This is a genomic window from Streptomyces sp. UW30 (assembly GCF_008042075.1).
In the GTDB taxonomy this organism is placed as follows: Bacteria; Actinomycetota; Actinomycetes; order Streptomycetales; family Streptomycetaceae; genus Streptomyces.
In genome coordinates, this window is the sequence record NZ_RDBN01000020.1 from 101,844 (window position 1) to 126,944 (window position 25,101).

Genomic DNA, 25,101 nt, shown 5'->3' on the forward strand with positions numbered 1-25,101 from the left:
TGCGGGGGTGATCACCCCCGCGTCTTCCGCCCCGAAGCAGCCCTCTGCCCCGACACCGCAGTCACTTCCTGGCACGCGGCACTTCGGCGATGCGCACCCGTCGGCCGGTGCCGAGAGCTGGTATCTGACCGGACACCTGCGCGACGAGGACGGCGGCGCCCACACCTGGGCGGTCGGCCTGCTGCGCCAACGGGACCCGCAGGATCCGGCCTCCGAGCCCGGCTACCGCCTGTACGTCCTGCACCGTGGTCCGGGAGGCATGTCCTACGGCACCTGGATCACCCCCACAGCGCTACGGGCGTTGCACGACACGATCAGCTCCGACGAGGGGCTGGATCCGCGGGTCCGCAGGGCGCTGGCCGAGGCCCTGGCGCAGGGCCCGCTGCTTCCCGACCGGCTGTTGCGGGAGCCGGTGACCGAGTCGGCCGACGGACTGGACCTCCGCGTGGGCGATGTCGCGAGTCTGCGTCGCGAGGACGACGGGCGGTTCCGCCTGGTCTTTCGTCAGGCGGCACACTTCGAGCTGCTTCTGACCCCGGTCAAACCGGCCGCCGCGGAGGCCGAATCCGAGGGCGACGGCGCCGGTGACACGGCCGGGTTCGCGTCGCTGTTCCTGCCTCGGCTGGACGTGCGGGGCACCTTGCGCATCGGCGAGGGAGCGTCGAAGGGGGTGACGGGCCAGGCCTGGTTCCAGCACGGTCGGCAGGCGGGGCACGGCCCGGACCCACAGGCGACGGGCCCGGCGGGGCACACCTGGACGTGGACGGGCCTGCATCTCGACAACGGCTGGGAGATCAGCGCCACCGCGCACGCCCCCGAACCCGCGGACACCACCTCGGCGGTGCTCGCCCGCGCGACCGCGGTCGACCCGGACGGCGTCGTCAGTCATCACGACATGTCCTGGGAGCCCCTGCGGCACTGGACCTCGCTGGCCACGCTCAACACCTACCCGACCGCGCTGCGGCTGAGTGTCCCGGCCCTCGACCTGCATCTGGACGTCACCGCTGCGCACTCCCCGCACGAGGTCCGCACGTTCATCGTGGGACGGGCCTTCTGGGAGAGCCCGGCCACCGCGCGCGGCACCATGAACGGACTGCCCACCACGGCGACGGCCGTACTGCGCACCCTCCCGAACAACACCATCGACGACATCGAGGGCTACATGCGCCGGGGGCACGGCATCGCCCGCGACGAAGCCGCCGCCGTCTATCCGGACACCGCGGCGGACATCGCCGGCGTCGACCGCCTCGCGGGCACGCACGCCGGAACACGGCTCGACGCCACCGCCCACACCCGGCTCCACCAGGCCCTCGCCGCGCCGGTCCTGCACCTGCTGAACAAGCCCGGACGCTCCTGGCGCGCGTACGTCGCGGGAAGTGTCCTGTGCCTGCTGGACACCGACCCCGAGCCCTACCGCCCGCTGACCGCGGCCACCGAGATCCTCCACACCTCGGCCCTGGTCATCGACGACATCCAGGACGGCTCGACCACCCGGCGCGGGCTGCCGAGCGTCCACGAAGTCTTCGGCACGGCGGCCGCGATCACCGCCGGGACGCTCGGCTACTACACCTTCGACCCCCTCCTCCAGCGCGTTCCCCAGGCCGACGCGTCCACCATGCTGCGCGTCTACCAGCTGTATCTGCGGGCGATGCGGGCCGCGCACGCCGGGCAGGCCCTCGACCTCGCCGGCCACCACTCCACCTTCGACGAGGCCGTCGAGACCGGCGACCCCACGGCCCTGCTGGAGCAGATCCGCACCACCCACCGCCTCAAGACCGGCATGCTCGTGCGCAGCACCGCCGAGGTCGCCGCCATCCTCGGCGGCGCGGACGAGGCCCAACTCGCCGCGATCTGCGACTACTTCGAGAACGTCGGCCTCGCCTACCAGATCAGCGACGACGCCGCCGACCTGTACGGCATGGCCACGCCCGCCGCGTACCGGCAGGGCGTCGTCGTCCGTACGCCCGCCCTGGACCTGATCAACGGAACCGTCACCTATCCGGTGGCCCAGGCCATCGGACTCCTCGACGCGCACGACCGCCGCCGACTGCACAGGGCCGTGCACGTCCGCTCCGAGGCCGATGTCGCGGACGCCGCCGAGCTGTTGATGTCCTGCGGGGCTCTCACGGCGTGCCTGGCGGAGGCCCGGGACCTGGTCGACCGGACCTGGGAGACCCTCGATCCGCTGCTTCCCCACACACCCCACAAGGCGATGGCACGCGCCCTCGGCTGGTACGCGGCCCAGCGGGGTCCCGAGAACGACCACGTCCCGGCCTAGCCGGAGCACCGCTGGCCGGAGCACCGCTCCAGATACCCCGCCACCGGCCCCAGGGTGAGCAGCCCGCTGCCCGCGCCCGCCAGTTCGTGCGCCGCCGGGACGAGGGCGGCATGGGAGCGGGCCATGATCCGCCGGTCACCGAGGGCCACGGCCGCCCGGGCGGTGAGACACCACAGGGCCTCCTGGAGGAGGTCTCGGGGTGGCTCGGGCGTCGCGTGCAGGGCGTCGGCGGCCTCGGCGCGGCGGCCCTGGCCGAGAAGGAGCAGGGGGTGCGCCCAGGGGGCGTAGGGGCCCCAGTCCGTGTCGTCGTCGAAGTCGAGCGGCAGGTCGTGCCGTACGCGCAGGCACAGCAGCGCGAGCGGGAGCAGGCCGTGGGCCAGGCCCGGCATTCCCGCGCCGTTCAGCAGGGCGGCCGCGCCCCGGTAGGCCGCCTCCACCTCGGCCACCGGTGCCCGGCCGGTGGCATCCCGTCGCAGTGCGGCGTACCAGCCGGTGAACACGCCCACGAGGGGCCGTTCGTGACGGGCGGCCAGGGCGTCGGCGGCGGCCGCATGGTGGTCGGCCGTGGTGAAGTCCCCGAGGGCGCTGCGGGCCTGGAGGCGGACCAGGTGGCCGAGGATCTCGAACGTGGACAGGCCGTGCCGGGCGCTGAGCGCGACCAGTTCGGCGCCGATCTCGTCACGGCGGGGCGCCAGGCCGGTGCGCTCGAAGCACTGCATGAAGGCCGCGTTGAGGGCGAACGCCAGCAGGGCCGGGTCGTCCAGGCGGCGGGCGATGTCCTCGGCCTGGCGTGCTGCCTGCGGGCCACGGGCGAGCCGGGTGCCGCGTGATTCCATGGCGATCGTGGCGAGCAGCCGGGCCGTGTCCGCCTCGTGGGCCACGGGGGTGGCGCCGGGCGAGGGCGCGGACCCGGCACAGGCAAGGGCGGTGAGGGTGCGCTCGGCGGCGGCCACCACGCGTGCCGCCTGTTGCGGGTCGTCGAGGCGGGTCCAGATCGCCGGCACGTCGTAGGCGCCGATGACCCGGGCGGTCAGTTCGGGGTCGCCGAGTTCCTCCGCGGCGGCGACGGCGGCGACCCGGTGCTCGCGGGCGGCCGGCAGTCCGCTGCCGCCGGTCAGGGCGAGGTTGCGCAGCAGGCCGGTCGTGGACTCCAGGCGGGCGCGGGCGTCGGGGGCGACGGCGCGGTCGTAGGCGGCGGCGACCTGCTCCCAGACCCGGCCGGCCGGGTTGGCCGACGCCGGGGCGAGGTGGCCGGCCTGCCGGAGGATGTCCTCCTCCAGGGAGCGCAGGCCGGGGCCGGGGTCGATGCCGAGCTGGTCGGCGAGCAGCGCCCGGGCCGCGCGCAGCACCTCCAGCGCGTCGGCCTGGCGGCCCGTGCGGTACAGGGCGAGGGCGAGAAGGCGCCAGGCGTTCTCACGCCAGGGGTGCTCGGCCGCGTGCGCCCGAAGGTCCGCGGCGGCCCGGTCGGCATCGCCGAGGGACATCAGCGCCTCGGCACGCAGTTCCACGGCGTGCAGCCGCAGTTCGGCCAGGCGGCGGCTGTCGGCGCGGGCCCACCCCTGGTCCGCGAACTCCGCGTAGGCGGGGCCGCGCCACCAGCCGAGCGCCTCGTCGAGCCGTACGGTCGTCTCCTTGGGCGACAGCGCCGCGGCGCCGGCGACCGCCCCCTCGAACCGCCAGGCGTCGACCGCGTCCGCCGGGGCGCGCAGGGCGTAGCCCGGGCCTTCGGTGACCAGCAGCCGGGCCGGGGTCCGGGGCGGGCGGTCGGGTTCGAGGGCGCGGCGCAGGGCGGCGACGAAGGTACGCAGGGCGCCGACGGGGTCGGCGGGCGGGGCGGTCCAGAGGTCGTCGACGAGGCGGGAGACGGGTACGACACGGCCCCGGGCGACGATCAGCCGGGCCAGGACCGAGCGGTGCCGCGGACCCTTCAGCGCGATCGTGTGCCCGTCCGGGTCCCAGGCGGTCACCGGCCCGAGCACACCGAGGCCAGGACTCACGTCCGCCACCGCCCTCCTCCCACGCGCTCGTCGATCACCGACGGAACGGGTGATCCGCGGTGGTTCCACGATAAATCGCCGCGGGTTTCGGCGACGACGTCGGCCGTGCGGTGAACCCCCTGCACCTCGGCCCGCGTCCCCCCAGGTGACCACGGCACTCACAGAAGTCACGACACGCACAGAAGTAGGGACCATGAGCGACAAGGACGTTGAGCGCAACGACGAGCGGCACGACGGCCCGGAGCCCTGGTGGGCCGGCCTGGGTACCCGAGGGGCCCTGACGTTGGTCGTCCTCGGCGTCGCGGCGGCGGCGTGGGCCGTTCTCGCTCCGGCCCTGGGGCTCGGGTGGCTGCCCCTGACTCCGGAGAACCTGACGACCGGCTTCTACCAGGCCGGCAAGATCGTCGCCATCGGAGTGGTGATCCTGGTGGGCACCGTGCTGACCCGCCGAAGCAACCGGGCCACGGCCACCGAGGCGGCGGCCGGGCCGGAACGGGACTGACGGCAGCGGGCGTGCACGCACGGCGCGCGGCTGCTCATTCGTTGCTCATCGGCGCCGGGGAGGATCGAGGAACAAGATCCCCCAGCAGGAACCGGAAAGGAGCGGAGCCACCGTGTCCCCTGTGATCCCCGGCTTCGAACATCATCGCGTCCCGGTCGCCGACGGAGTGTCCCTGCACACGGCCGTGGGCGGCACGGGCACGCCCGTCGTGCTGCTGCACGGCTTCCCGCAGACCCACCTGATGTGGCGCCATGTGGCCGTCGATCTCGCCGCCGACCACACGGTCATCTGCCCGGACCTGCGCGGTTACGGCGCCAGCGACAAGCCGGCGGAGACCGACGGCACCGTCTACGCCAAGCGGACCATGGCCGCGGACATCGTGGCCCTGGCCCGCGAACTCGGGCACGAGCGCTTCGCCCTGGCCGGGCACGACCGTGGCGCTCTGGTGGCCTTCCGGGCCGCGCTCGACCATCCCGACTCGGTGACCCGTCTGGCGTGTCTCGACGTCCTGCCGACCCTGGACATGTGGGACGTGATGCAGGGCGTCACGGCCGCCGTGGGCTTCCACCTGTACCTGATGGCCCAGCCGCCCGGCCTGCCCGAGCGCATGATCGGCGCCGCCCCGGACGATTTCTTCGGCCACTTCCTCGACATCTGGACGGCCGACCGGCGAGCCGTCCCGGACGACGTGCGCGCCGCCTATCTGACGGCCTGCCGCGAGGCGGTGCCCTCGATCGTCGCGGACTACCGGGCCTCCGCCGGCGTCGACATCGAGCACGACCGGGCCGACCGGGACGCGGGGAGCACGCTGCGAATGCCGGTCAGTGTGCTCCAGCAGGACTGGGGCGCCGCTCTCGGCTTCGACGCGGCCTCGCTGTGGCGGGCGTGGGCGCCCGATCTGCTGCACGCCATGGTCACCTGCGGCCACTTCATGGCCGAGGAGGCACCGGACGACATCGCGAAGGCGCTGCGGGACCTGCTCGCCCGCTGAACCGACGCGGGCGCGGCGGGCACCGGCGCCGCCGGTCCGACCCGACGGCTCGGCTACCAGCGCCCCACCTCGGTCCCGACGACCGGCTCCGAGGATCTCCCGTCCACTCCCACCGGTACGTCACCGGTGAGCATGACGCGGTGCATGGTCCGGGGGAAGTCGAGGTGGGCGTTGTCGCCGGGGGCGAGGTGGATGGTGGCCCGGTTGTCCCAGAAGGCCACGCTGCCGGGCTCCCAGCGGAAGCGGACCGTGTACTCGGGGCGCACCGCCTGCTCCAGCAGCATGTCGAGGACGGCCCGGCTCTCGGCCCGCGACAGGTCGGCGATCTGCTCGACGTAGTAGCCGTTGACGTAGAGCACCCGCTCCCCCGTCTCCGGATGCACGCGCACCAGCGGATGCAGCGAGGCGACCTGATGGTCCAGCAGATGACGGACGTACGCGTCGCCGCCGGGCCGGGGCTGATAGCCGACGCCGAGCCGGTGCTCGGCCCGCAGCCCTGCCACGAACTCCCGCACCGGGCCGGAGAGTCCGGCGTACGCGGCCGCCAGGTTGGACCAGGTCGTGTCGCCGCCGTACGGGGGTACGGTCTCGGCGCGCAGGATCGTCGCGGCGGGAGGGTCGATCCGAGCGCCGTGGTCGCAGTGCCAGCCGCGCAGCAGGGTGTGCCGGCGGCGGCGCAGCCACTCGTCGTGCTCCATGCCGAACCTGCCGCCCAGCTCCAGCCGGTCGGCGGTCGTCTCGATCTCGGGGAAGTCCGCCGGCGAGGCGCTCCCCCGCTTGCGCAGGACGACCGGTTCCCCGAACCGCCGTGCGAACGCCACATGCCCGGCGTGGTCCAGCCGCTGTCCCCGGAAGAACACGACCTTCCAGCGCAGCACCGCCGCCCGGATCGCGGCGACCACCGCGTCGTCCAGTCCCCCGGCCAGGTCGACGCCTGTGATCTCCGCCCCGATGTGCCCGGCGACGGGTTTCACGTCGATCCCCGCGACCCGCTCCGTCCCGCCCGCAGTGGCCCTGTCCGTCGTCATACGCGCTCCGAAGGTCGTCCACACCGGCTTCGGTCCGAGCCGGTCCCTGGAAGATCGTGGCAGCGTGCGCCGGCCATGGCGACAGGGCCTGGCGGTCGGATACGCCGCCGCCCGTGCCGTCCGGTTGATCGATCCTCACCCCATCCGTGACGCTGGGTGTACGGCACAGTCGAGGGAAGGTCCCACAGTGACCAGCATGGCGCTGCACACGCTCAACGACGGTACGACGATCCCCGGCATCGGTCTGGGTACGTGGCCGATGGACGACGACCAGGCGGAACGGGCGGTGGTGGACGCCCTGGAGCTGGGCTACCGCCTCGTCGACACCGCGACGAACTACCGCAACGAGACAGGGGTCGGCCGGGGCGTCGCCCGCGGCGTCGCCCCGCGCGAGGAGGTGGTGGTGACGACGAAGCTCCCGGGCCGGCACCACGGCTACGAGGAGACCCTCGCCTCCTTCGAGGAGTCACGGCGCCGCCTGGACCTCGACTACGTCGACCTGTATCTGATCCACTGGCCGCTCCCCGGGGTCGACAAGTACGTCGACTCCTGGCGGGCCATGATCAAGCTCCGCGAGGACGGTCTCGTCCGGTCGATCGGCGTCTCCAACTTCACGCCCGGGCACATCGAGCGGCTGGAGCGGGAGACGGGCGTCCTGCCGTCCGTCAACCAGATCGAGCTGCACCCGCTGTTCCCGCAGGACGAGCTGCGCGCCTTTCACGCAGGCAAGGGCATCGTGACCGAGAGCTGGAGCCCGCTGGGGCGCGGCACCGACCTCCTGGACGACCCCGCCGTCCAGGGCATCGCCGAGGCCCTGAAGGTGACGCCCGGCCAGGTCGTCCTGCGCTGGCACACCCAGCTGGGCGCCCTGCCCATCCCGAAGTCGGCGGACCGGGAGCGTCAGCGCGAGAACCTCGACATCTTCGGCTTCACCCTGGACGCCACGCAGATGGCCGCCGTCGCCGACCGGGCGCATCGCCGGCTCGGCGGGGACCCCGAGGTGCACGAGGAGTTCTGAGCGGCGAGGTCCGGTGAAATCAGCGGATGTTGTGGTTCCGGCCTCAACTACCGCTGCCTGCCTCTATGTTCACGGCGATTGCCACTCTCGCCTGAGGAGGCACCTGATATGCGCCCCGTGCTCCGCACCACCGTAGTCGGCGCCGTGGTCGCCGCCACCGTCCTCGTCGCCGGGCCCGCCCGGGCGACTCCGCCCGGGCCCGGCGTCACCGGCCGGATCATCAGTCAGAAGACCGTCGGCGACACCGACTACATCGTCAGGGAGGTCACGATTCCGCCGGGTCAGGCCACCGGCTGGCACTACCACGACGGGCCGCTGTACGCCTTCGCCCAGCAGGGCACCCTCAGCCACTACAACTCCACCTGCGCCTCGGACGGCGTCTATCCGAAGGGCAGTTTCATCAAGGAGCCGGCCGGGTCCGGCAATGTGCACATAGGCCGCAACGAGGGCGACACGCCGGTCATCCTCGATGTGCTGTACGTGCTGCCGCACGGCGCGCCGTTCTCCCGGGACGCGCCGAACCCGGGCTGCTCGTTCGAGTGATCACACCGGCGGCAGCGGCTGTTCCGCCCAGATCGTCTTGCCGCTGTCGGTCTGCCGGCTGCCCCAGCGCCGGGTGAGCTGGGCGACGAGCAGCAGCCCGCGTCCGCCCTCGTCGTAGGCGTGGGCCCGGCGCAGATGCGGCGAGGTCGAACTGCCGTCGGAGACCTCGCAGATGAGGGTGCGGTCACGGATCAGACGGAGCTGGATGGGCGGTGCGCCGTACCGGATGGCGTTGGTGACGAGCTCGCTGACGACGAGTTCGGTGACGAAGGCCGCCTCGTCCAGGCCCCATGCGGTCAGCTGTTCCGTGGCCGCCTGCCGGGTGGTCGCCACGTGCTCGGGGTCCGGGGCCACGTCCCAGGTAGCGATGCGGTCGGCGCCCAGGGCCCGGGTGCGGGCGAGCAGGAGGGCCACGTCGTCGCTGGGGTCCTCCGGCAGGACGGCCTTCAGCACTCCGTCGCACAGCGCGTCGAGGCTCTCGGCGGGCGCGGTCAGCGCGCGGCACAGTTCGGCGGTGGCGTGGTCGATGTCGCGGTCGCGGTCCTCGATGAGACCGTCCGTGTACAGGGCGACCAGGGCGCCCTCGGGAAGCTCCACCTCCATGGCCTCGAAGGGCAGCCCCCCGACGCCGAGGGGCGGCCCGGCGTTCATCCCGACGACCTGCGCGGTGCCGTCGGGCAGGACGACGGCGGGCGGCGGATGACCGGCGGCGGCCAGGCTGAGGCGGCGGGTGACGGGGTCGTAGACCGAGTACAGGCAGGTGGCGCCCAGTTCGGCGACCTCGGTGTCGTCACCGGCGAGGTGGGTGACGAGGTCGTCGAGGTGGGTGAGGAGTTCGTCGGGCGGCAGGTCCACGTCGGCGAGGGTGCGTACGGCCGTGCACAGGCGGCCCATGGTGGCCGACGACGGGATGCCGTGTCCGACGACGTCGCCGACGACGAGGGCGACCCGGCTGCCGGACAGCGGGATCACGTCGAACCAGTCGCCGCCGATGCCGGCCTGCGATCCGGAAGGCCGGTAGCGGTGGGCCACCTCGACGGCCGCCTGCCCGGACAGTCCCCGGGGCAGCAGGTTGTGCTGGAGGGCGAGCGCGGTGGTGCGTTCCCGGGCGAAGCGGCGGGCGTTGTCGATGCAGACGGCGGCCCGGCTGGCGAGTTCCTCGGCGAAGACGACGTCGTCGGGGCCGTAGTCGTCCGACTGTCTGATGCGCACGGCCACCGCGACGCCGAGCGTGGTGCCGCGGGCCCGCAGCGGCACCGCCATCATCGAGTGCGCGCCCACGCGGTGGCGCCGGCCGGCCGGGCCCCGGGCGTTGCGTTCCGCGATCCACCGCATGAACGCGGGCTCGCCCGCCTGGCTCTGGATCACCCGGCCCTCCAGGATCGCGCGGGCCGGCGGTGAGAAGGGCGGGTAGAGGTCCACCTCGCCCAGGTGGACGGCCGCCTCCGGGGTGCCCTCGGTGCCGGAGCCGTGGGCGACCCGGCGCAGGGCGATGTCGGTGCCGGTGAGTGCCGGGGGTTCCTCCGCGTCCAGGACCCAGTCGAACAGGTCCACGCTGGCGAAGTCGGCGAACCTGGGCACGACGATCCCGATCAGTTCCTCGGCGGTACGCACCACGTCCAGGGTCGTGCCGATGGCGGCGGCCGCCTGGTTCAGCAGGGCCAGCCGCTCGCGGGCCCAGTACTGGTCGGAGCTGTCGAACGCGGCGAGCGCGGTGCCCACGACGTCGCCGGAGGCGTCCCGCACCGGCCACATCTCGATGCTCCAGGCGTGCTCGCGGTTCAGGGCCGGGGCGCCGGTGAAGCTCTCGTAGCGGATCGGTCGGCCGGTCTCGGCGACCTGGCGCAGATGCCAGTGGAAGCCGCGGCTGTGCCGGGCCTCCTCCACGGTCTCGGGGAAGTGCCGGCCGATGAGAACGTCCTCGGGGACGCCCATCACCTGGCAGGCGACGTCATTGAGCCGCAGATAGCGCTGCTCGGTGTCGAAGACCGACATCGACATCGACGCCTGTTGGAAGGCCTGACCGCCCAGCGTCGGCTCCGCGGGGCCCGGGGGTTCGCCGGTGACCATGAAGTCGCCGGCGGCGCCGTCCTCGCCGAGCACGGCATGCGCTCGCAGGGTGAGGGGTACCGGGGAGCCGTCGCGGTGACACAGGACGGCGGTGCCGGTCAGCGCGGCCAGGGCCTCGGGCGGCGGTTCCTCGGCGAGGAGGTCCCGCGCGGGCCGGCCCACGACCTCCTCGGCGGTGCGGCCGGTCAGCCGCCGGGCACCCTCACTCCACCCCTTCACCACACCCTGGGCATCGAGGATCGCCACAGCGGAGACGCGCTCCATGACCTCCAGCATGAGTCCTACGCCGCACCGCATCAACCGCGACGCCCGGGCGGTTACCCCACGGCGCTCGCGGCCGCCGCCACCCCGCGTGAGCGTCCGCTCACTTGCGCAGCGCGGCGAGTGCCCGGTCGGCGTGGGTGTTCATCCGCAGTTCGCTGCGCACGACCTCCAGGAGCACACGGTCCTGACCGATGACGAAGGTGGCCCGCTTGGTGGGGGCCAGCGAGAAGCCGCGCGTCACCCCGAACCGCTCCCGGACCGTCCCGTCCGCGTCGGACAGCAGCGGCATGCCGAGCGTGTGCCGGTCGGCGAACTGCTGCTGACGTTCGACGGCGTCGCCGCTGATGCCCACCGGCCGGGCGCCGACCGCGGCGAACTCGGCGGCGAGATCACGGAAGTGACAGGCCTCCGCGGTGCAGCCGGGGCTGAGGGCGGCGGGGTAGAAGAAGAGGACGACCGGCCCCTCGGCGAGCAGGTCGGTGAGGCTGCGGACGGTGCCGGTCTCGTCCGGCAGCGCGAAGTCCTCGACCTTGTCGCCGACCTTCAGCTGTGCGCTCATGCCCGGCCCTCCGTGTTCTTCGCGATGCCTCGGGCCCACAGCACGAGGGGGATCTGGAGCGGCAGCCGGCCGAAGGCGAGGGCCTTCTGCGGGGCGGGGCGGTTGCGCCAGTCGACGGCCATCTTCACGTTCGCGGGGAACACGCCGACGAAGAAGGCCGCCGCCGCCAGTGCGGCGGGCTTGCGGGTGCGCGGCAGTGCCACTCCGGCCGCGAGCGCGAGCTCGGCCGCGCCACTGGCGTACGTCCAGGTCCGGGGCTTGCCCGGCAGGGTGCGTGGCACGACGGCGTCGAACTGGCGGGGGACGGCGAGGTGGGCGACCCCCGCGGCGGCCAGCAGGCCGGCGAGCAGCAGGGGCGAGCGTTCGGACCGGGGCACGGATCCTCCTTGGATGGCCTGCCGCCGGATGCTACCGGAGGGTAGATCGCGGGTTGCCACCCGCCCCTGTCGGTCCATCGGCCCTGCTACGGGCGCCGGTTGTGGGCTCCGGGGGTGTATCCGAAGGAGCGGCGGAAGACGTCGATGAAGGCGCTCGCGGAGGACCAGCCGCAGCGGTGGGCGACGGTCGTGACGGGGGTGTCCTCGGCGAGCAGACGCAGCGCGTGGTAGAGGCGTGACTGGGTGCGCCACTGCGGGAAGGTCATGCCGAACTCGCGGCGGAAGAGCCGGCTGAGGGTGCGTTCGCCGACGCCGGTCGCGGCGCCGAGCGCGGCGAGGGTGCGCGTGTCGGCCGGGTCGGCGTGGACGAGGGCGCACACCGCGGCCAGGCGTGGATCCGTCGGGGTGGGCAGCCGCAGGGGCTGCTGGGGAGAGGCGCGCAGCTGGTCGCGCAGAACCGCGAGCAGACGGCTGCGCTCGGGGCTGTCGTCGCCGGGGTCGCGGGTGTAGGCGAGGATCAGCTCGCGCAGGAGCGGGCCGACGGCGAGGACGGTGGGGGCGTCCAGGCCGAGCGGGTTGTCGTCGGCGGGGAGCCCGACCAGGTACAGGTCGAGGTGGCCGTGGGCGCGATGGGCGTGTGCGGTGCCGGCGGGCACCCAGATGGCGCGGTTGCCGGGCGCGAACCAGGTGCCGGCGTCGGTGGTGACGGCGAGGACGCCGGAGCCCGCGTAGACGATCTGGTGGTCGTCGTGCCGATGCGCGTCGATGCGTTCCCCGGCGGCCAGGACCTTGGCCCGGGTCGGCGCGGTCGGTGTGTGGCGGATGTTCGACACACTTGGGCAGATTATCGGAAGCGGGCCACGCGTGGGCGCGGCGACGATCGCAGGGTGTCCGAGAAACGCAATCGCGCCATCACGCTGATGTCCCTGGGGGGCCACGCTTGCGTGGACGTGTACCAGGGCGCCGTCGCCGCCCTCGTCCCCTTCTTCGTCGCCGAGCGCGCCTACAGCTACGCCGCCGCTTCGGGCGTCGTGCTCGCCGCGTCCCTGTTGTCGTCGGTGGTGCAGCCGCTGTTCGGGGCGCTCACCGATCGCTGGGCGATGCCGTGGCTGCTGCCGCTGAGCGCGCTGACGGGTGGCGCGGGGGTCGCGTTGAGCGGTGTCACGGATTCCTACGCGCTCACGCTGGCGGTGGTGGCCGTGTCCGGGATCGGGGTCGCGGCGTACCACCCGGGGGCGGCCCGCGCGGCGCGCGCCGCGTCGCGGGGCAGCCATACGGCGATGGGCTGGTTCTCCCTCGGCGGCAATGTCGGCTTCGCGCTGGCACCGCTGCTGGTGGCGGCGGTGATCGCCACCGGCGGGCTGGGCGCTTCCCCCTTTCTCCTGGTACCGGCCGTGGTGGGGGCGGCCCTGTGCGCGGCGGCGGTGCGGTCGGCCGCGGGCCACGGCGGGGCCGCAGCCGAGGGAGGAGGTGTCGGCTCCGACGACTGGGCGTCGTTCCTGCGGCTGTCCGGCGCCATCATGTGCCGGTCGATCGTGTTCGTCGGCCTGAGCGCGTTCGTCTCGCTGTACGTCCGTCAGCAGACCGGCGGCGGGGAGGTGGCCGGCACGGCCGCGCTGTGCGTGCTCTACGTGGGCGGGGCGGTGGGGACCGTGGCCGGGGGCCGGCTCGCCGAGCGGTACGGGCGTCTCACGGTCGTACGCCGGGCGTACGTGCTGTCCGTGCTCGCGGTGGCCGGGCTGGTCCTCGTTCCCGGGCCGGCGGTGTACCTGTTCGTCGCGCTGACGTCGGCGGGCCTGTACGTCCCCTTCTCCCTGCACGTCACGCTGGGCCAGGACTATCTGCCCCGGCGGGTGGGCACCGCGAGCGGGGTGACGCTGGGGCTGGCCGTCAGCGTGGGCGGCCTCGCCGCTCCGGCGATCGGCGCGCTGGCCGACGCGACCTCGCTGCGGACGGCGCTGGTCCCGCTCGTCGCCCTGCCCGCGCTGGGCCGGCTGCTGCTGCGCGGGCTGCGGGAACCGGTCTCGCTCGGACGGGCCGCTGCGTCTCCCGACCCGTCGGGTGAGCGTCCTCGCGCGGCCTCGGCGTGAGCGTCCGGTCAGGCGGTCGCGGCCGGTGCCACCGGCTGGTGTTCGCCGTCCTCGTCGATGGCGTGGGCGAGGAAGTCGTCGACCATGCGGTGGAAGAGCGAGGACAGCTGCCGCAGCTCCTCGGGCGTCCAGTCGGCCAGGGCGAGCTGCATGCCCCGGGCTCCGGCGTCGCGGACCCGGGCGATGGCCTGCCGGCCGGCCTCAGTGAGCTCGATGCGCTGGGCGCGGCGGTCCTGCGGGTCCGGGACGCGGGTGACGTAACCGGACTTCTGCAACTGCTGCACCGTGCGCGTGACGTGCGAGGCCTCCACACCCAGCCGGGCGGCCAGCTCCCCGGGCCGCAGCGGCTCCGAGTCGGCGACCTGACGCAGCAGCGCCACGGCGGCCCGGTCCAGCGGCACCCCGGCGAGGGCCATCAGCCGGTCGTGCTGCCGGGCCCGCGTGCTCAGGTAGGTGATCCGGGTGAGCGCGCGCTCGATCTCGACCACTTCCGGGGACGCGGGCGTGTCAGGGAGTTCGGGAAGCGGTGGTGTGGTCATGTCGGCCACTTTACCATCTCATTGCGTAACTCAATTAATTTGCGATGGCGTCGATCTTCACCACCTCGCGCCAGCTCGCACCGGTGGCGATGGCCTGCCGCCACTGCCGGATCACCCTCGGCGGCATACCCACCGCGAGCGCGCCGGTGATCCGTTCCCCGGTGCGGTACGCGGCGACGAATCGGCGCTCGGCCAGGTCGCCCTCCACCACGGCCACCTCGTCGTGTCCGCGCAGGTATCCGTAAGCCTGGATCTTCATGTCGTACTGGTCGGACCAGAAGTACGGCACCGGCGCGAAGGGCTTGCGGGCCTCGGGGCGGAGCAGGTTGCGGGCGGCCGCCATGCCCTGCTCGGCCGCGTTGGTGCGGTGCTCGATCCGCATCGACGTCCCGAACAAGGGGTTGTACCAGCGGGCGACGTCCCCGGCGGCGTACACACCCCGCGCGGCCTCGCAGTACGCGTCGCAGACGACGCCGTCGCCGACGGTGAGCCCACTGCCGTCGAGCCAGTCGGTGTTGGGCAGCGAGCCGACGGCGACCAACACCTCGTCGGCCTCGACCAGTTCACCGCCGGCCAGCCGCACCCCGTGCCCGGTCACCTCGGTCACGGTGACCCCGCAGCGCAGGCCGATCCCCCGTTCCAGGTGGGCGCTCGTGAGCACTTCGCCGACCACGGTGCCGACGGCGTGGGCCAGCGGGACCGGGGCGGGTTCCAGCAGCGTCACCTCGCAGCCCAGCCGCCGGGCGACGGCGGCGGCCTCGGCCCCGAGGAACCCCGCGCCGACCACGACGAGCCGCTTGCCCGGCGCCAGCCGGTCCCGCAGCCGCACCGCGTCGTCCAGGGTGCGCAGGACGTGCCCGCCCTCCCCGGGCAGCCGGCGCGGGCGCACCCCGGTGGCGACGATCAGGCCGTCGTACGCCGCGGTCGAGCCGTCCGCCAACTCCACCTCGGCGTCGGCGAGTCGCAGGCCCGTGGCGGGTATGCCGAGGCGCAGGTCGAGGTCGAGTCCGGCCAGGTCGTCGGGGGTGCGCAGGTCCAGCCGCTCGGGTTCCCACTCGCCGGACAGCACCTGCTTGGACAGGGGCGGGCGGTCGTACGGGGCCCGCGGTTCGTCGCCGACGAGGGTGAGGGTGCCGTCGTAGCCCTCGCGGCGGAGTGTCTCGGCCGCCGCGAGTCCGGCGGCCGAGGCACCCACGACGACGATGCGCCTCACTGGTCCACCAGCCGGATCGCGGCGGCCGGGCAGATCGCCACGGCTTCCCGGACGCCGTCGAGGTGTTCGGCTGCGGGCTGCTCGTCGAGCAGGACCGCGATGCCGTCGTCGTCCTGGTCGAAGACGTCCATCGCGGCGAGCACGCACTGTCCGGACGCGACGCACTTGTCGGCTTCCAGCTCCACCTTCATGATCGGGTTCCCTTCCTCGGGTGTGGGGGTGGTTCGTTCTTGCGGGTGGTGAGGAGCTGTCACCAGGACACGGGAAGTGCGTGGACGCCGTAGATGAACGCGTCGGTCTTGAAGCGGACGTCCTCCAGTGCGCAGGCGAGTTTCAGCGTAGGGATGCGCTTGTAGAGGGTGCCGTAGACGACCTGGAGTTCCATGCGGGCCAGGGGCTGGCCCAGGCACTGGTGGACTCCGAAGCCGAAGGCGACGTGGCGGCGGGCGTCGCGGGTGATGTCCAGGCGGTCGGGGTCGGCGAAGACCTCGGGGTCGCGGTTGCCGATCTCGTTGACCATGATGACGCCCTCGCCGGCCTTGATCACCCGGCCCGCGATCTCGATGTCCTCGGTGACCGCCCGGCGCCGGCCGAGGTGGGTGATGTGCAGGTAGCGCAGGAGTTCCTCGACGGCCCCGGCGACGAACTTCGGGTCGTCGCTCTCGCGCAGCAGGGCGAGCTGGTCGGGGTGCTGGAGCAGGGCCAGGGTGCCGAGCGCGATCATGTTCGCGGTGGTCTCGTGGCCGGCGATCAGCAGGAGCAGGGCCATCTCGGTCGCCTGCTGGTGGGTGAGTTCGCCGGCGGTGATGCGCGCGGCGATGCCGGAGAGCAGATCGTCCTGCGGCTCGGCGATCCGCTTGCCCAGGACACCGGCGAGGTAGCCGGCGACCTCACGGCTCGCCGCGCCCCGCTCCTCGGGCGTGGCCGTCGTGCGGACCATGGTCTTGGTGTGCTCCTGGAAGAAGTCGTGCTCCTCGTACGGCACACCCAGCAGCTCGCAGATGACCAGCGACGGGATCGGCAGGGCGAACACGTCCACCAGATCGACCGGGGCGGGGCCGGCCAGCATGTCGTCGATCAGGTCGTCCACGATGCGCTGCACGGCGGGCCGCAGCGCCTCGACCTTCTTGACGGCGAACGGCGCCGTGACCATCCGGCGCAGCCGGGCGTGCTCGGGGTCGTCCATCATGATGAAGCTGAGCTTGCCCTCGCCGGCCTCGGGGCTGGCCTTGGTGGGATAGCCCGGCTGGTCGGTGTCGGCGCTGACGCGCGGGTCGCCCAGCAGGGCGCGCTGCTCGGCGTACCGGGTCACGAGCCACGACTCGCTGCCGTCCCACAGCCGCACCTTGGTGAGCGGCCCCTCCTCCTGAAGGTCCTTCAGCGCGGGCGGCGGGTCGAAGGGGCAGCGGGACTCCCTGGGCATCGGGAAGTCGGGAACGGCGTCCGCCGCCTCGGGCGTGCGACCGGTGAGGGTGTCGGCCATGGTTCACCTCGGATGTGGGGGGTCGGCATCGATGAGCACATGCAAACAGAGGGGTCTGACGCCTTCCGGTCAGTTTCCTGACAGGACACTGACGTGGCCCAGATCACACTGGCGCTCTTAACCGGCGCTTGTCGCAGGTGAATCGGGGATGTCCTCGCGGGCCCCGCCCAGCCAGTAGCCGAAGCCCCGGCGCGTGTGGATCAGCGCCGGGGCGTCCCGGTCCACCTTGCGGCGCAGCCGGGAGACGAGCTGCTCGATCGCGTTGTCGCCGCGATGATCGCCCCACACGTAGCGGCCGATCTGCTCCTTGGACAGCACCCGGTGCGCGTTGACCAGGAGCTGGCGCAGCAACCGGTATTCCGCGGGCGTGAGTTCGAGGGCCCGCGCCCCTCGTCGCGCCCGGCACACGGTGTCGTCCAGGACGAGATCGCCGTAGCGCAGTGGATTGCCGCGGGGCCGGCCGGGGCGGGCGTCGCGCAGCAGGACCTGGATCCTGGCGAGGACCTCGGCCACCCGGAAGGGCTTGGTGACGTAGTCCCGCCTCCCCGGGCCGAGTTCGGGCACGAGCCGCTCCAGGGAGTCGCACTCGGTGAGCAGCAGGACGGGCGGGCGGTACGGCAGTTCGGGCCGGCGCTCCCGGTCGAAGTCCGCCTGGTCCGGTACATCGGTGTCGAAGACGACCAGGTCGAAGCGGCGCCCTGCGACACGCGCCACGGCCTCCGCGCCGGTGCCACTGAGGCTGATCCGGTACCCGGCCAACTCCAGTGTGGTCGTGAGGAGTTCCGCGAGGTCGGGTTCACCCGCGACGACCAGGACGTGCTGGCCGGCACCGCGTGCGAGGGCGGGTCTGTCGTGGGTGGGGTCGTCCACCGGTGGCGCCGTCCGCCGGGGCGTCATAACCGGCCCCGTCCACCGAGGGTCGCTGTCACGGTCGTCCTCCTTCGTGCGGTGCGTCAGCGGCCGGGGGTGACGGGTGCCAGCCACATGCCGACGACGGCGTCGGTGACGCCCGTGGCGGCGTCGTCCCAGGTGGACCGGGGGGTGGGGGTGTGCTCGGCGAGGGCGCGTTCGCGCTCGGCGGCCACGTGGACGATCAGATGGCGGACCATCTCGCCGCGTTCGGCCCGGACCTCGGCCGGGAGGTCGGGCAGGCATCGGTTCAGGCCGTCGATGATCGTCTGGAGGGACGGGGAGGTGAGGGCCTCCTCGACCATGATCCGGTGCAGTGCAGGGTCGGCGACGACCTGGGCGCAGAACCGCGCGTACCAGGTGGGGCTGCCGAGCGCGGCGAGGTGTTCGAGGGAGGGGCGGACCAGGCAGTCCACCCAGCCGCGCACCTCCTCCGGGTCCGTCAGGTCGGCGACCAGGCGGGCACGGATCTCCTCGATGCGCGTGGAGTGTCTGCGGACGATGGCGCGGACGAGGTCGGTCTTGGTGCCGAAGTGGTAGCCGACCGCGGTGTTGTTGCCCTGTCCGGCGGCCTCGCTGACCTGGCGGTTGGACACCGCGTACACGCCGTGTTCGGCGAAGAGCCGCTCGGCCGCGGTCAGGAGCAGCTCCCGGGTCGCGCCTGCCTGCTCCTCGCGCAGGGTCCTGCCTGCCATGATCACCACCGCACCGGGACATCGCCTCACCCGTCGGCGGCCAGTCCCTCGAGCCGCCGCGGTTTCACCTCCCTACAATCTAAGTCAATTGATTGAACGGGATGTGAGCATGGTGGAGCGGGCTACACCTGCACCCCGGGTGCATGCACCCCCGCGCGCGGGGCTCGGGCCGCCTAGCGTGAGGGGCATGCGGGCGACGATGCGCAAGGCCGGGCGCGCGACGGTCCATCTCCTGGTCGCCGCCGCGATGGTCTTCGGGATGTACCTCTTCATCACGGTGCTGCTGATCACCGCCGTCGGCACCCTCGCGGTGGTCGGCTGCTGGTTGCTGCCGGAGACCGTGATCCTCCTGCGCCGCATCGCCGGGGCCAAGCGGCGCCTGACCGCCGCCTGGACGGGGCGGGAGATCCCTGAGGCGTACCGGACCATCGACGGACCGCTGACCGAACGGCTGCGCACCGCCGTGCGCGATCCCGGCACGCTCACCGATCTGCGCTGGATGCTCGCCTACTACGTCTACGGCGCGCTGGTCCTGCTCGCCCTTCCGCTGTGGCCGGTCGGCCTGGTCGTGGACGGCGTGGGGTGCGGGCTGCTGCGCCGGCGGGCCGTCGTGCTGCCCTGGATCGTGCGCCTGGCGGATCTGGAGGCCCGCTGGTCGACCGCGCTGCTGAGGCCGTCGCCACAGGCGCTGCTGGCCGCACGGGTCGAGCGGCTGACCGCGACCCGGGCCGACGCGATCGCCGCGCACGGCGCCGAGCTGCGCCGGATCGAGCGGGACCTGCACGACGGGGCGCAGGCGCGGCTGGTGTCCCTGTCCCTGCGGATCGGCCTGGCCAAGCGGGCCTACGACCGTGATCCGGACGCCGCGCGCAAACTGCTGGACGACGCCCAGGAGCAGGCCGAGGAGGCCCTGGCCGAGCTGCGCGACGTGGTGCGCGGCATCCATCCGCCGATCCTGACCGACCGGGGGCTGACCGGTGCCGTGCGGGCGCTGGCCGCCGGGTCCGGGCTGCTGGTCAGCGTGGACGTGGACGGGCTGGAGGACGACGGCCCCAGGGCGCCCGCGGCGGTGGAGGCGGCCGGCTACTTCGTGGTGGCGGAGGCCCTCACCAACGCGGCCAAGCACAGCGGCTCGCCCACCGCCGCGGTCCGCCTCGTCCGGACCAGGCGCGGACTGCGGGTCGCGGTGGCCGACGAGGGCCGCGGCGGGGTGGACGAGTCGGGCGGGTCGGGGCTGCTCGGTGTGCGGCGGCGGGTCGCGGCGCTCGACGGGACCGTCCGGGTGTCGAGTCCGGTCGGGGGGCCCACCGTGATCGAGGTGGAGCTGCCGTGCGTGTGGTGAGCGCCGCCTCTGCTCCCCCTCGGGGATGAGCCCCCGGACGGCGGCGTACTGCGTTCCGAGTACCGGCTTGTCGGCAGCGGCACGACGACATGCCGGGATGTTCCCTGGAAACTGTTCCCGACCGCCCCGGAACCGGAAGATCCCCCTCTTATGACGATCCGCGTACTGCTCGCCGACGACCAGGCCCTGCTGCGGGCCACCTTCCGGATCCTGATCGACTCCTGCGCGGACATGGAGGTGGTCGCCGAGGCCACCGACGGCGCCGAGGCCGTCGGCCTCGCCCGGACACACCGCCCCGACGTGGTGCTGATGGACATCCGCATGCCCGGCACCGACGGGCTGGCCGCGACGTCCGCGATCTGCGCCGACCCGGACCTCACGGCGGTGCGGGTGCTGATCCTGACCACGTTCGAGATCGACGAGTACGTGGCGCAGGCACTGCGGGCCGGGGCGAGCGGCTTCCTCGGCAAGGACGTCACCGCGGACGTGCTGCTCGACGGCATCCGCACGGTGGCCGCCGGTGAGTCCCTGCTCTCCGCCACCGCGACCCGCACCCTGATCACCCGGTTCCTGGCCTCCCCCGCCGAGAGCGCCCAGTCGGCCGCCCCCGGGCACCTGACCGCGCTCACCGCCCGGGAGCGGGAGGTCATGGCCTGGGTGGCCGAGGGCCACTCCAACGAGGAGATCGCCGAGAAGCTGTACGTCAGCCCGCTGACCGTGCGCACCCATGTGCACCGTGCCATGACGAAGCTGGGCGCCCGCGACCGTGCCCAACTCGTCGTGATGGCCTATCAGTCGGGTCTGGTGCGAGCCGTGCCGCCGAACGGAGACCGGTGACGTCCGGGCCGCCGATCAGGGGAAATCGACGTCCCGGGTGCGTGACGGAGGGCAAGGCCGTCGAGAACTGACCCGTGACCCTGCCGCTGATCCCGCCCATGCTCGCCACGCCCGGCACCCTCCCGCCCACCGCGCAGGACGCGCGCTGGGCGTACGAGACCAAGCAGGACGGCCAGCGCGCGGTGGTCTATCTGCAAGGGGACGGCACACTGCTGCTGCGTTCCCGTTCCGGGGACGACATCACCGCTGCCTACCCCGAACTGCGGCCGCTCGGTGAGGCGCTCCGCACCACGTCCGCCGTACTGGACGGGGAGATCCTGGCGCTGGACGAACAAGGGCGTGCGAACTTCCAGTTGCTGCAATCCCGCATGGGCCTGGCGCACGCCCCCGCGCGGGCCGCCCGGATGGCCGCGCGGACTCCCGTCCATCTGGTGCTGTTCGACGTGATGCACCTGGCAGGCCGCTCACTGGTCAAGGTCCCTTACTCCCGGCGACGTGGGCGGCTGGAGGAGCTGAGCCTGGAGGGGCCGTACTGGTCGACGCCGGGCGCTGTCGTGGGGCACGGCACCGAGGCGCTGGAAGCCACCCGCGAGCACGGTCTTGAGGGGCTGGTGTGCAAGCGGCTGGACTCCCTGTACGAGCCCGGGGTGCGCTCCCGCGCCTGGATCAAGATCCGCAACATGCACAGCGAGGACGTGATCGTCGGCGGCTGGCTGCCCGGCAAGGGACGCATCGCGGGCCTGCCGGGCTCGCTCCTCGTCGGACAGTTCGCGGCCGACGGGCGGCTGCGCTACGTGGGCGGCGTGGGCACCGGCTGGAGCGAGGCGGAGCGGACCGAGCTCGCCGAACTGCTGCGGGCCGGCGCGACGGACGTGTGCCCCTTCGATCCCGTGCCGCACGTAGCGAGCGCGCGCTGGGTGGTGCCCCGGCTGGTGGGCGAGGTGCGCTACAGCGTGCGAACCCGGTCGGGGTTGCTGCGCCAGCCCTCGTGGCTGCGGCTCAGGCCGGACCTGGCGCCGCAGGACTCGGCGGCCCACCTTCGCGACGACGTCTGACTCACAGGTTCGGCGGCAATTGTTGCGCTGTCCTTCACCATTGGTACGCCCGTGACTCTTGGCGTGTAAGTGGAATACCGGGATCCTGAACTGCCCCTCCCCCCACAGCCGTTGGGCTGCGACCGGACCCCGAGGAGACGCTGTGTCGTCACAGACGTTCCGCACGCACCGCAACAGATGGCTCACCGGTCTGGCCGGTGCCGCCGCGCTCGTCATCGCCTTTCCCAGCATCGCCTTCGCCGCCCCGCCCGGGGCCCTGCCCGCCAACGCCGAGGCGGCCGAGCAGACGTACCAGCCCGCCTTCGACTACGACACGGACGGCTGCTACTCCACGCCCGCCATCGGCCCGGACGGCACCCTCAACGGCGGCCTCAACCCGACCGGCGCGCTCAACGGCAACTGCCGTGACGCCTCGGACCTGAACAACACCAACGGGTACTCGCGCTACAAGTGCAACAACGGCTGGTGCGCCTACCTGTACGGCCTGTACTTCGAGAAGGACCAGGCCGTCGCGGGCAGCAGCATCGGCGGGCACCGGCACGACTGGGAGCACGTCGTGGTGTGGGTGCAGAACAACGCGGTGCAGTACGTGTCGACGTCCAACCACGGTTCGTTCACGGTCCACGCCGCGTCCTCGGTGCGCTTCGACGGTACGCACGCCAAGATCGTGTACCACAAGGACGGCATCAGCACGCACTGCTTCCGGCTGGCCAACTCGAACGACGAGCCGCCGGAGAACCACGAGGGCACCTGGCAGTACCCGCCGCTGGTCGGCTGGAACGGCTACCCCGCGGGCGTCCGCGACAAGCTGGTCGCGGCCAACTGGGGCAGCGCCAACTTCGGCCTGAAGGACGGCAACTTCGCGTCCCACCTGGCCTCGGCGAAGCCGTCCGGCATCTCGTTCGACCCCAACGCCTGATCCATCGGGCGGTCCACGGTCAACCGGCCCCTGGGCCGACGTCCCCTTCCACGAGGGCGTCGCCCAGGGGCGTTCGTGCGTACAGGACATGGTGGCTCCGGCGCCGGGACTCCAGCAGCCCGGCCTCCCGCAGGGTCGACAGGTGGGCCGACACGGTCGACGGGGCCAGACCGTGACGGCGAGCCAGATCCGTGGTCGAAGAGGGCGCGGTGAGCCCCGCGAGGACGGCCGCGCGCCGGTGGCCGAGCAGCCGGGCGAGCGCCCGCGGTGGACGCGGCGGCGGGTCGGCGTGCAGACCGCCCATGCCGCGGGCGGGATAGATGAGGGTCGGCTGCCAGGGCTGGGCGAAGCCGCTCACCACGTCCGGCCACACGAAGACGCTCGGCATGAGCAGCACGCCCCTGCCGTCCGGACGTTGGGCGTCCGCCACCTCGGCGTAGCGGCGCAGGGTGAGGGTGTGGTCGGCCCAGTCGACGGACGGGTGCAGGCCGGTCAGCAGCGCGTCGAGGCCGCCGTCGGCCGCCCGGCGCGAGCGGTGCGCGATGTCCGCCTCCAGTACGGCACGGTGGCGCGGCCAATCCGGGGCGAGCAGCGCGTGCCAGGCCCGTTCGGTGAGATCGGCCAGCCGCTGGACGGTGGCAGCGGGGTCGTCGATCGCGGCACGCCCCCGCCGCGATTGGGCAAGTCCCGGGGTGCAGGCCAGCGAGCGCGTCATCTCCGTGTGCGCCAGGGCCGGGTCGGTGGCGCGCATACGGGCCAGCTCGTCGTCGAACGACGGATACGGCTCCCCAGGGGGCGCGCCCAGGAAGTCCGGGGTGTAGCCGCCGGCGGGCGGGACGAACAGCCACAGCGGCGTCAGGTCGAGCCCGGCGAGCGTACGGCCCATGCGGCGCAGCCAGCCGCGGTGATAGCCGTGCCGGGCGGGCCGGCGGAGCATCCGCAGGGCCTCGTGGGTCTGGCACAGCGGCGAGATGGCGAACCGGCAGCGCGTCAGATCGTCACTGCCGAGGCGCAGTGCGAGCGGCATGGCGACCCCCGTCGTGAGCGGCGAAGCATCGGGCCGAGAGATCCGTCGGACCGAGTGATTCGTCCCGGACCGAAAGAGTAGAGCGCACCGACCGCGCCCCCGCACGCTTGCCCCCCAACACCCCTGTCGGAAAAGGACGGTCGGATGGGCGGCACAGGTCCAAATGCGTGGCGGCGCGGCGCCGTTGTCGCGGCGCTGATGCTGGCGGCGTTCACCTTCAACACCACGGAGAACCTGCCGGTCGGGCTGCTCGCGCTCATGGCGGACGATCTGCGGGTGACGCTCACCGCCGTGGGCGCCCTGGTGACCGGATACGGCCTGACGGTGGCGGTCGCCTCGCTCCCGCTCGTCCAGGTCACCCGGTCGGTGCCGCGCCGGTATCTGCTCACGGGGATCCTGGGGCTGCTCGCCGTGGCGAGCTGGGTGTCGGCGCTGGGCGGCGTGTCGTACGGGGTCCTGTTGGCGGCGCGGGTGGCGACGGCGCTGGCGCAGGCGGTGTTCTGGTCGGTGATGGGGCCGGTCGCGGTCGGCTTGTTCGCGCCCGAGCGCCGGGGGCGGGTCATCGGGGTGCTGTCCGTGGGCGGTTCCCTGGCCACGGTGGCCGGCGTTCCGGCCGGGACCTGGCTGGGCGGGCACACCGGCTGGCGCACGCCCTTCGTACTGCTCGGGGTGCTCGCGCTCGTCTCGCTGGTGACGATCGCCGCGCTGTTGCCGACGTCCCGACCGCAGGACGGTCATGCCGCGTACGGCGCCGCCCCCGAACGGCGCGGGTTCCGCACCGTGCTGGCGGTGACGGCCCTGTCGGTGACCGGTGCCTTCGCCGGGTTCACCTATGTCGTCGCGTTCCTCGACGAGGTGAGCGGGTTCGGCGAGGGCGCGGTGAGTGCGGTGCTGCTCGCGTTCGGCGGGGCGGCGCTGGCGGGCGTCGCCGTGACCGGGCCGCTCCTCGACCGCTTCCCGCGTGCCACGCTGACCGTGCCGGTGGCGGCCCAGGCGGTGGCGCTGCTCGGCCTGTGGGCGACGGGCCATGTCCCGGCGGCGAGCGTGGCCCTGATCATGGTGCTGGGCGCCTCGGTCGCGACCGTCTTCATGGCGACGCAGAGCCGGGTGCTGCGGGTGGCGCCGGGCCGCACCGAGACCGCCCTCGCGGCCAACTCGGCCGCCTACAACGTGGGCATCGCCGCCGGCGCGCTGCTCGGGGGCGCGCTGCTGCCCGTGGTGGGGGTACGGGGCACGTTCCTGGCCGGCGGGCTGTTCACGGTGGCCGCGCTGGTGGTGCAGGGCCGCCAACTCGGCGCGGACGCGCTCCACTTGGGCGAGCGCCATCGGCGAGTCGCGGGAGACGATGCGGATCAGTTCAGGGAC

24 protein-coding genes are annotated in these 25,101 nt (G+C 73.1%); 11 read left to right on the top strand and 13 right to left on the bottom strand.

The window, feature by feature from the left end:
• Window positions 1–7 precede the first annotated feature (7 nt).
• Window positions 8–2,278, top strand: a complete 2,271-nt coding sequence (locus EAO75_RS10065; protein ID WP_261989227.1) for a polyprenyl synthetase family protein — start codon at window positions 8–10, stop codon at window positions 2,276–2,278.
• Here EAO75_RS10065 and EAO75_RS10070 read toward each other — a convergent pair.
• Window positions 2,275–4,275: a BTAD domain-containing putative transcriptional regulator gene (locus EAO75_RS10070; protein ID WP_147994719.1), complete on the bottom strand. Its 2,001-nt coding sequence runs from the start codon at window positions 4,273–4,275 to the stop codon at window positions 2,275–2,277. The two genes, EAO75_RS10065 and EAO75_RS10070, sit on opposite strands and share 4 nt — an antisense overlap.
• Window positions 4,276–4,468: 193 nt before the next feature.
• Here EAO75_RS10070 and EAO75_RS10075 point away from each other — a divergent pair, with 193 nt between their 5' ends.
• Both EAO75_RS10075 and EAO75_RS10080 read left to right on the top strand, forming a co-directional pair.
• Window positions 4,469–4,777, top strand: a complete 309-nt coding sequence (locus tag EAO75_RS10075; protein WP_147994720.1) for a hypothetical protein — start codon at window positions 4,469–4,471, stop codon at window positions 4,775–4,777.
• A gap of 112 nt (window positions 4,778–4,889) precedes the next feature.
• Complete coding sequence (locus tag EAO75_RS10080; RefSeq protein ID WP_187284376.1) at window positions 4,890–5,768, top strand: alpha/beta fold hydrolase; 879 nt, start codon at window positions 4,890–4,892, stop codon at window positions 5,766–5,768.
• A gap of 53 nt (window positions 5,769–5,821) precedes the next feature.
• On the opposite strand, the gene EAO75_RS10085 is transcribed toward EAO75_RS10080, so the two are convergent.
• A complete protein-coding gene (locus EAO75_RS10085; RefSeq protein WP_147994722.1) occupies window positions 5,822–6,796 on the bottom strand; it encodes a TauD/TfdA dioxygenase family protein in 975 nt (324 codons plus the stop codon).
• Between the two features lie 196 nt (window positions 6,797–6,992).
• Here EAO75_RS10085 and EAO75_RS10090 point away from each other — a divergent pair, with 196 nt between their 5' ends.
• Both EAO75_RS10090 and EAO75_RS10095 read left to right on the top strand, forming a co-directional pair.
• A complete protein-coding gene (locus tag EAO75_RS10090) occupies window positions 6,993–7,814 on the top strand; it encodes an aldo/keto reductase (RefSeq protein ID WP_410092222.1) in 822 nt (273 codons plus the stop codon).
• Window positions 7,815–7,922: 108 nt separating this feature from the next.
• Entirely contained in the window at window positions 7,923–8,357 is a 435-nt protein-coding gene (locus tag EAO75_RS10095; protein WP_147994724.1) for a cupin domain-containing protein, read from the top strand.
• Here EAO75_RS10095 and EAO75_RS10100 read toward each other — a convergent pair whose 3' ends face one another.
• The 4 genes from EAO75_RS10100 to EAO75_RS10115 form a co-directional block, all read right to left on the bottom strand.
• Window positions 8,358–10,691 (bottom strand): SpoIIE family protein phosphatase, encoded by a 2,334-nt coding sequence (locus EAO75_RS10100; RefSeq protein ID WP_147994725.1) that lies wholly within the window; start codon window positions 10,689–10,691, stop codon window positions 8,358–8,360.
• Between the two features lie 100 nt (window positions 10,692–10,791).
• Window positions 10,792–11,250 (bottom strand): peroxiredoxin, encoded by a 459-nt coding sequence (locus tag EAO75_RS10105; RefSeq protein ID WP_147994726.1) that lies wholly within the window; start codon window positions 11,248–11,250, stop codon window positions 10,792–10,794.
• Window positions 11,247–11,627 (bottom strand): MauE/DoxX family redox-associated membrane protein, encoded by a 381-nt coding sequence (locus EAO75_RS10110; RefSeq protein ID WP_147994727.1) that lies wholly within the window; start codon window positions 11,625–11,627, stop codon window positions 11,247–11,249. The genes EAO75_RS10105 and EAO75_RS10110 overlap by 4 nt, the downstream gene beginning before the upstream one ends.
• A gap of 86 nt (window positions 11,628–11,713) precedes the next feature.
• Window positions 11,714–12,460 carry an AraC family transcriptional regulator gene (locus EAO75_RS10115; RefSeq protein ID WP_147994728.1) on the bottom strand — a complete coding sequence of 249 codons (747 nt, stop codon included), beginning with the start codon at window positions 12,458–12,460 and terminating at the stop codon, window positions 11,714–11,716.
• A gap of 87 nt (window positions 12,461–12,547) precedes the next feature.
• On the opposite strand from EAO75_RS10115, the gene EAO75_RS10120 reads away from it, so the two are divergent.
• The gene (locus EAO75_RS10120) at window positions 12,548–13,717 is read left to right on the top strand and encodes an MFS transporter (protein ID WP_187284380.1); all 1,170 of its coding nucleotides are present in this window, start codon (window positions 12,548–12,550) and stop codon (window positions 13,715–13,717) included.
• Between the two features lie 8 nt (window positions 13,718–13,725).
• On the opposite strand, the gene EAO75_RS10125 is transcribed toward EAO75_RS10120, so the two are convergent.
• From EAO75_RS10125 to EAO75_RS10150, 6 genes are all read right to left on the bottom strand, one after another.
• Window positions 13,726–14,256 carry a MarR family winged helix-turn-helix transcriptional regulator gene (locus EAO75_RS10125; protein ID WP_147994730.1) on the bottom strand — a complete coding sequence of 177 codons (531 nt, stop codon included), beginning with the start codon at window positions 14,254–14,256 and terminating at the stop codon, window positions 13,726–13,728.
• Window positions 14,257–14,290: 34 nt separating this feature from the next.
• Window positions 14,291–15,469, bottom strand: a complete 1,179-nt coding sequence (locus EAO75_RS10130) for an NAD(P)/FAD-dependent oxidoreductase (protein WP_147994731.1) — start codon at window positions 15,467–15,469, stop codon at window positions 14,291–14,293.
• The gene (locus EAO75_RS10135; protein WP_147994732.1) at window positions 15,466–15,660 is read right to left on the bottom strand and encodes a ferredoxin; all 195 of its coding nucleotides are present in this window, start codon (window positions 15,658–15,660) and stop codon (window positions 15,466–15,468) included. Before EAO75_RS10135 ends, EAO75_RS10130 begins: the two co-directional genes overlap by 4 nt.
• Window positions 15,661–15,719: 59 nt before the next feature.
• Window positions 15,720–16,952 (bottom strand): cytochrome P450, encoded by a 1,233-nt coding sequence (locus EAO75_RS10140; protein ID WP_147994733.1) that lies wholly within the window; start codon window positions 16,950–16,952, stop codon window positions 15,720–15,722.
• A 117-nt stretch (window positions 16,953–17,069) separates the two neighbouring features.
• Window positions 17,070–17,822, bottom strand: a complete 753-nt coding sequence (locus EAO75_RS10145) for a response regulator transcription factor (RefSeq protein ID WP_261989228.1) — start codon at window positions 17,820–17,822, stop codon at window positions 17,070–17,072.
• Window positions 17,823–17,905: 83 nt separating this feature from the next.
• Window positions 17,906–18,556 carry a TetR/AcrR family transcriptional regulator gene (locus EAO75_RS10150; protein WP_147994735.1) on the bottom strand — a complete coding sequence of 217 codons (651 nt, stop codon included), beginning with the start codon at window positions 18,554–18,556 and terminating at the stop codon, window positions 17,906–17,908.
• A gap of 187 nt (window positions 18,557–18,743) precedes the next feature.
• Here EAO75_RS10150 and EAO75_RS10155 point away from each other — a divergent pair, with 187 nt between their 5' ends.
• The 4 genes from EAO75_RS10155 (at window position 18,744) to EAO75_RS10170 (ending at window position 22,709) form a co-directional block, all read left to right on the top strand.
• On the top strand, window positions 18,744–19,898 hold the full coding sequence (locus tag EAO75_RS10155) for a sensor histidine kinase (protein WP_147994736.1): 1,155 nt from the start codon (window positions 18,744–18,746) through the stop codon (window positions 19,896–19,898).
• Window positions 19,899–20,048: 150 nt separating this feature from the next.
• Window positions 20,049–20,735, top strand: coding sequence for a response regulator transcription factor (locus EAO75_RS10160; protein WP_147994737.1), 687 nt, complete (start codon window positions 20,049–20,051; stop codon window positions 20,733–20,735).
• A gap of 74 nt (window positions 20,736–20,809) precedes the next feature.
• Complete coding sequence (locus tag EAO75_RS10165; RefSeq protein WP_147994738.1) at window positions 20,810–21,790, top strand: ATP-dependent DNA ligase; 981 nt, start codon at window positions 20,810–20,812, stop codon at window positions 21,788–21,790.
• A 142-nt stretch (window positions 21,791–21,932) separates the two neighbouring features.
• Complete coding sequence (locus EAO75_RS10170) at window positions 21,933–22,709, top strand: NPP1 family protein (RefSeq protein ID WP_147994739.1); 777 nt, start codon at window positions 21,933–21,935, stop codon at window positions 22,707–22,709.
• Between the two features lie 19 nt (window positions 22,710–22,728).
• On the opposite strand, the gene EAO75_RS10175 is transcribed toward EAO75_RS10170, so the two are convergent.
• The gene (locus tag EAO75_RS10175; RefSeq protein WP_147994740.1) at window positions 22,729–23,736 is read right to left on the bottom strand and encodes a DUF5937 family protein; all 1,008 of its coding nucleotides are present in this window, start codon (window positions 23,734–23,736) and stop codon (window positions 22,729–22,731) included.
• A gap of 144 nt (window positions 23,737–23,880) precedes the next feature.
• On the opposite strand from EAO75_RS10175, the gene EAO75_RS10180 reads away from it, so the two are divergent.
• A partial coding sequence (locus EAO75_RS10180; protein ID WP_261989229.1) for an MFS transporter occupies window positions 23,881–25,101 on the top strand: 1,221 nt, incomplete at its 3' end.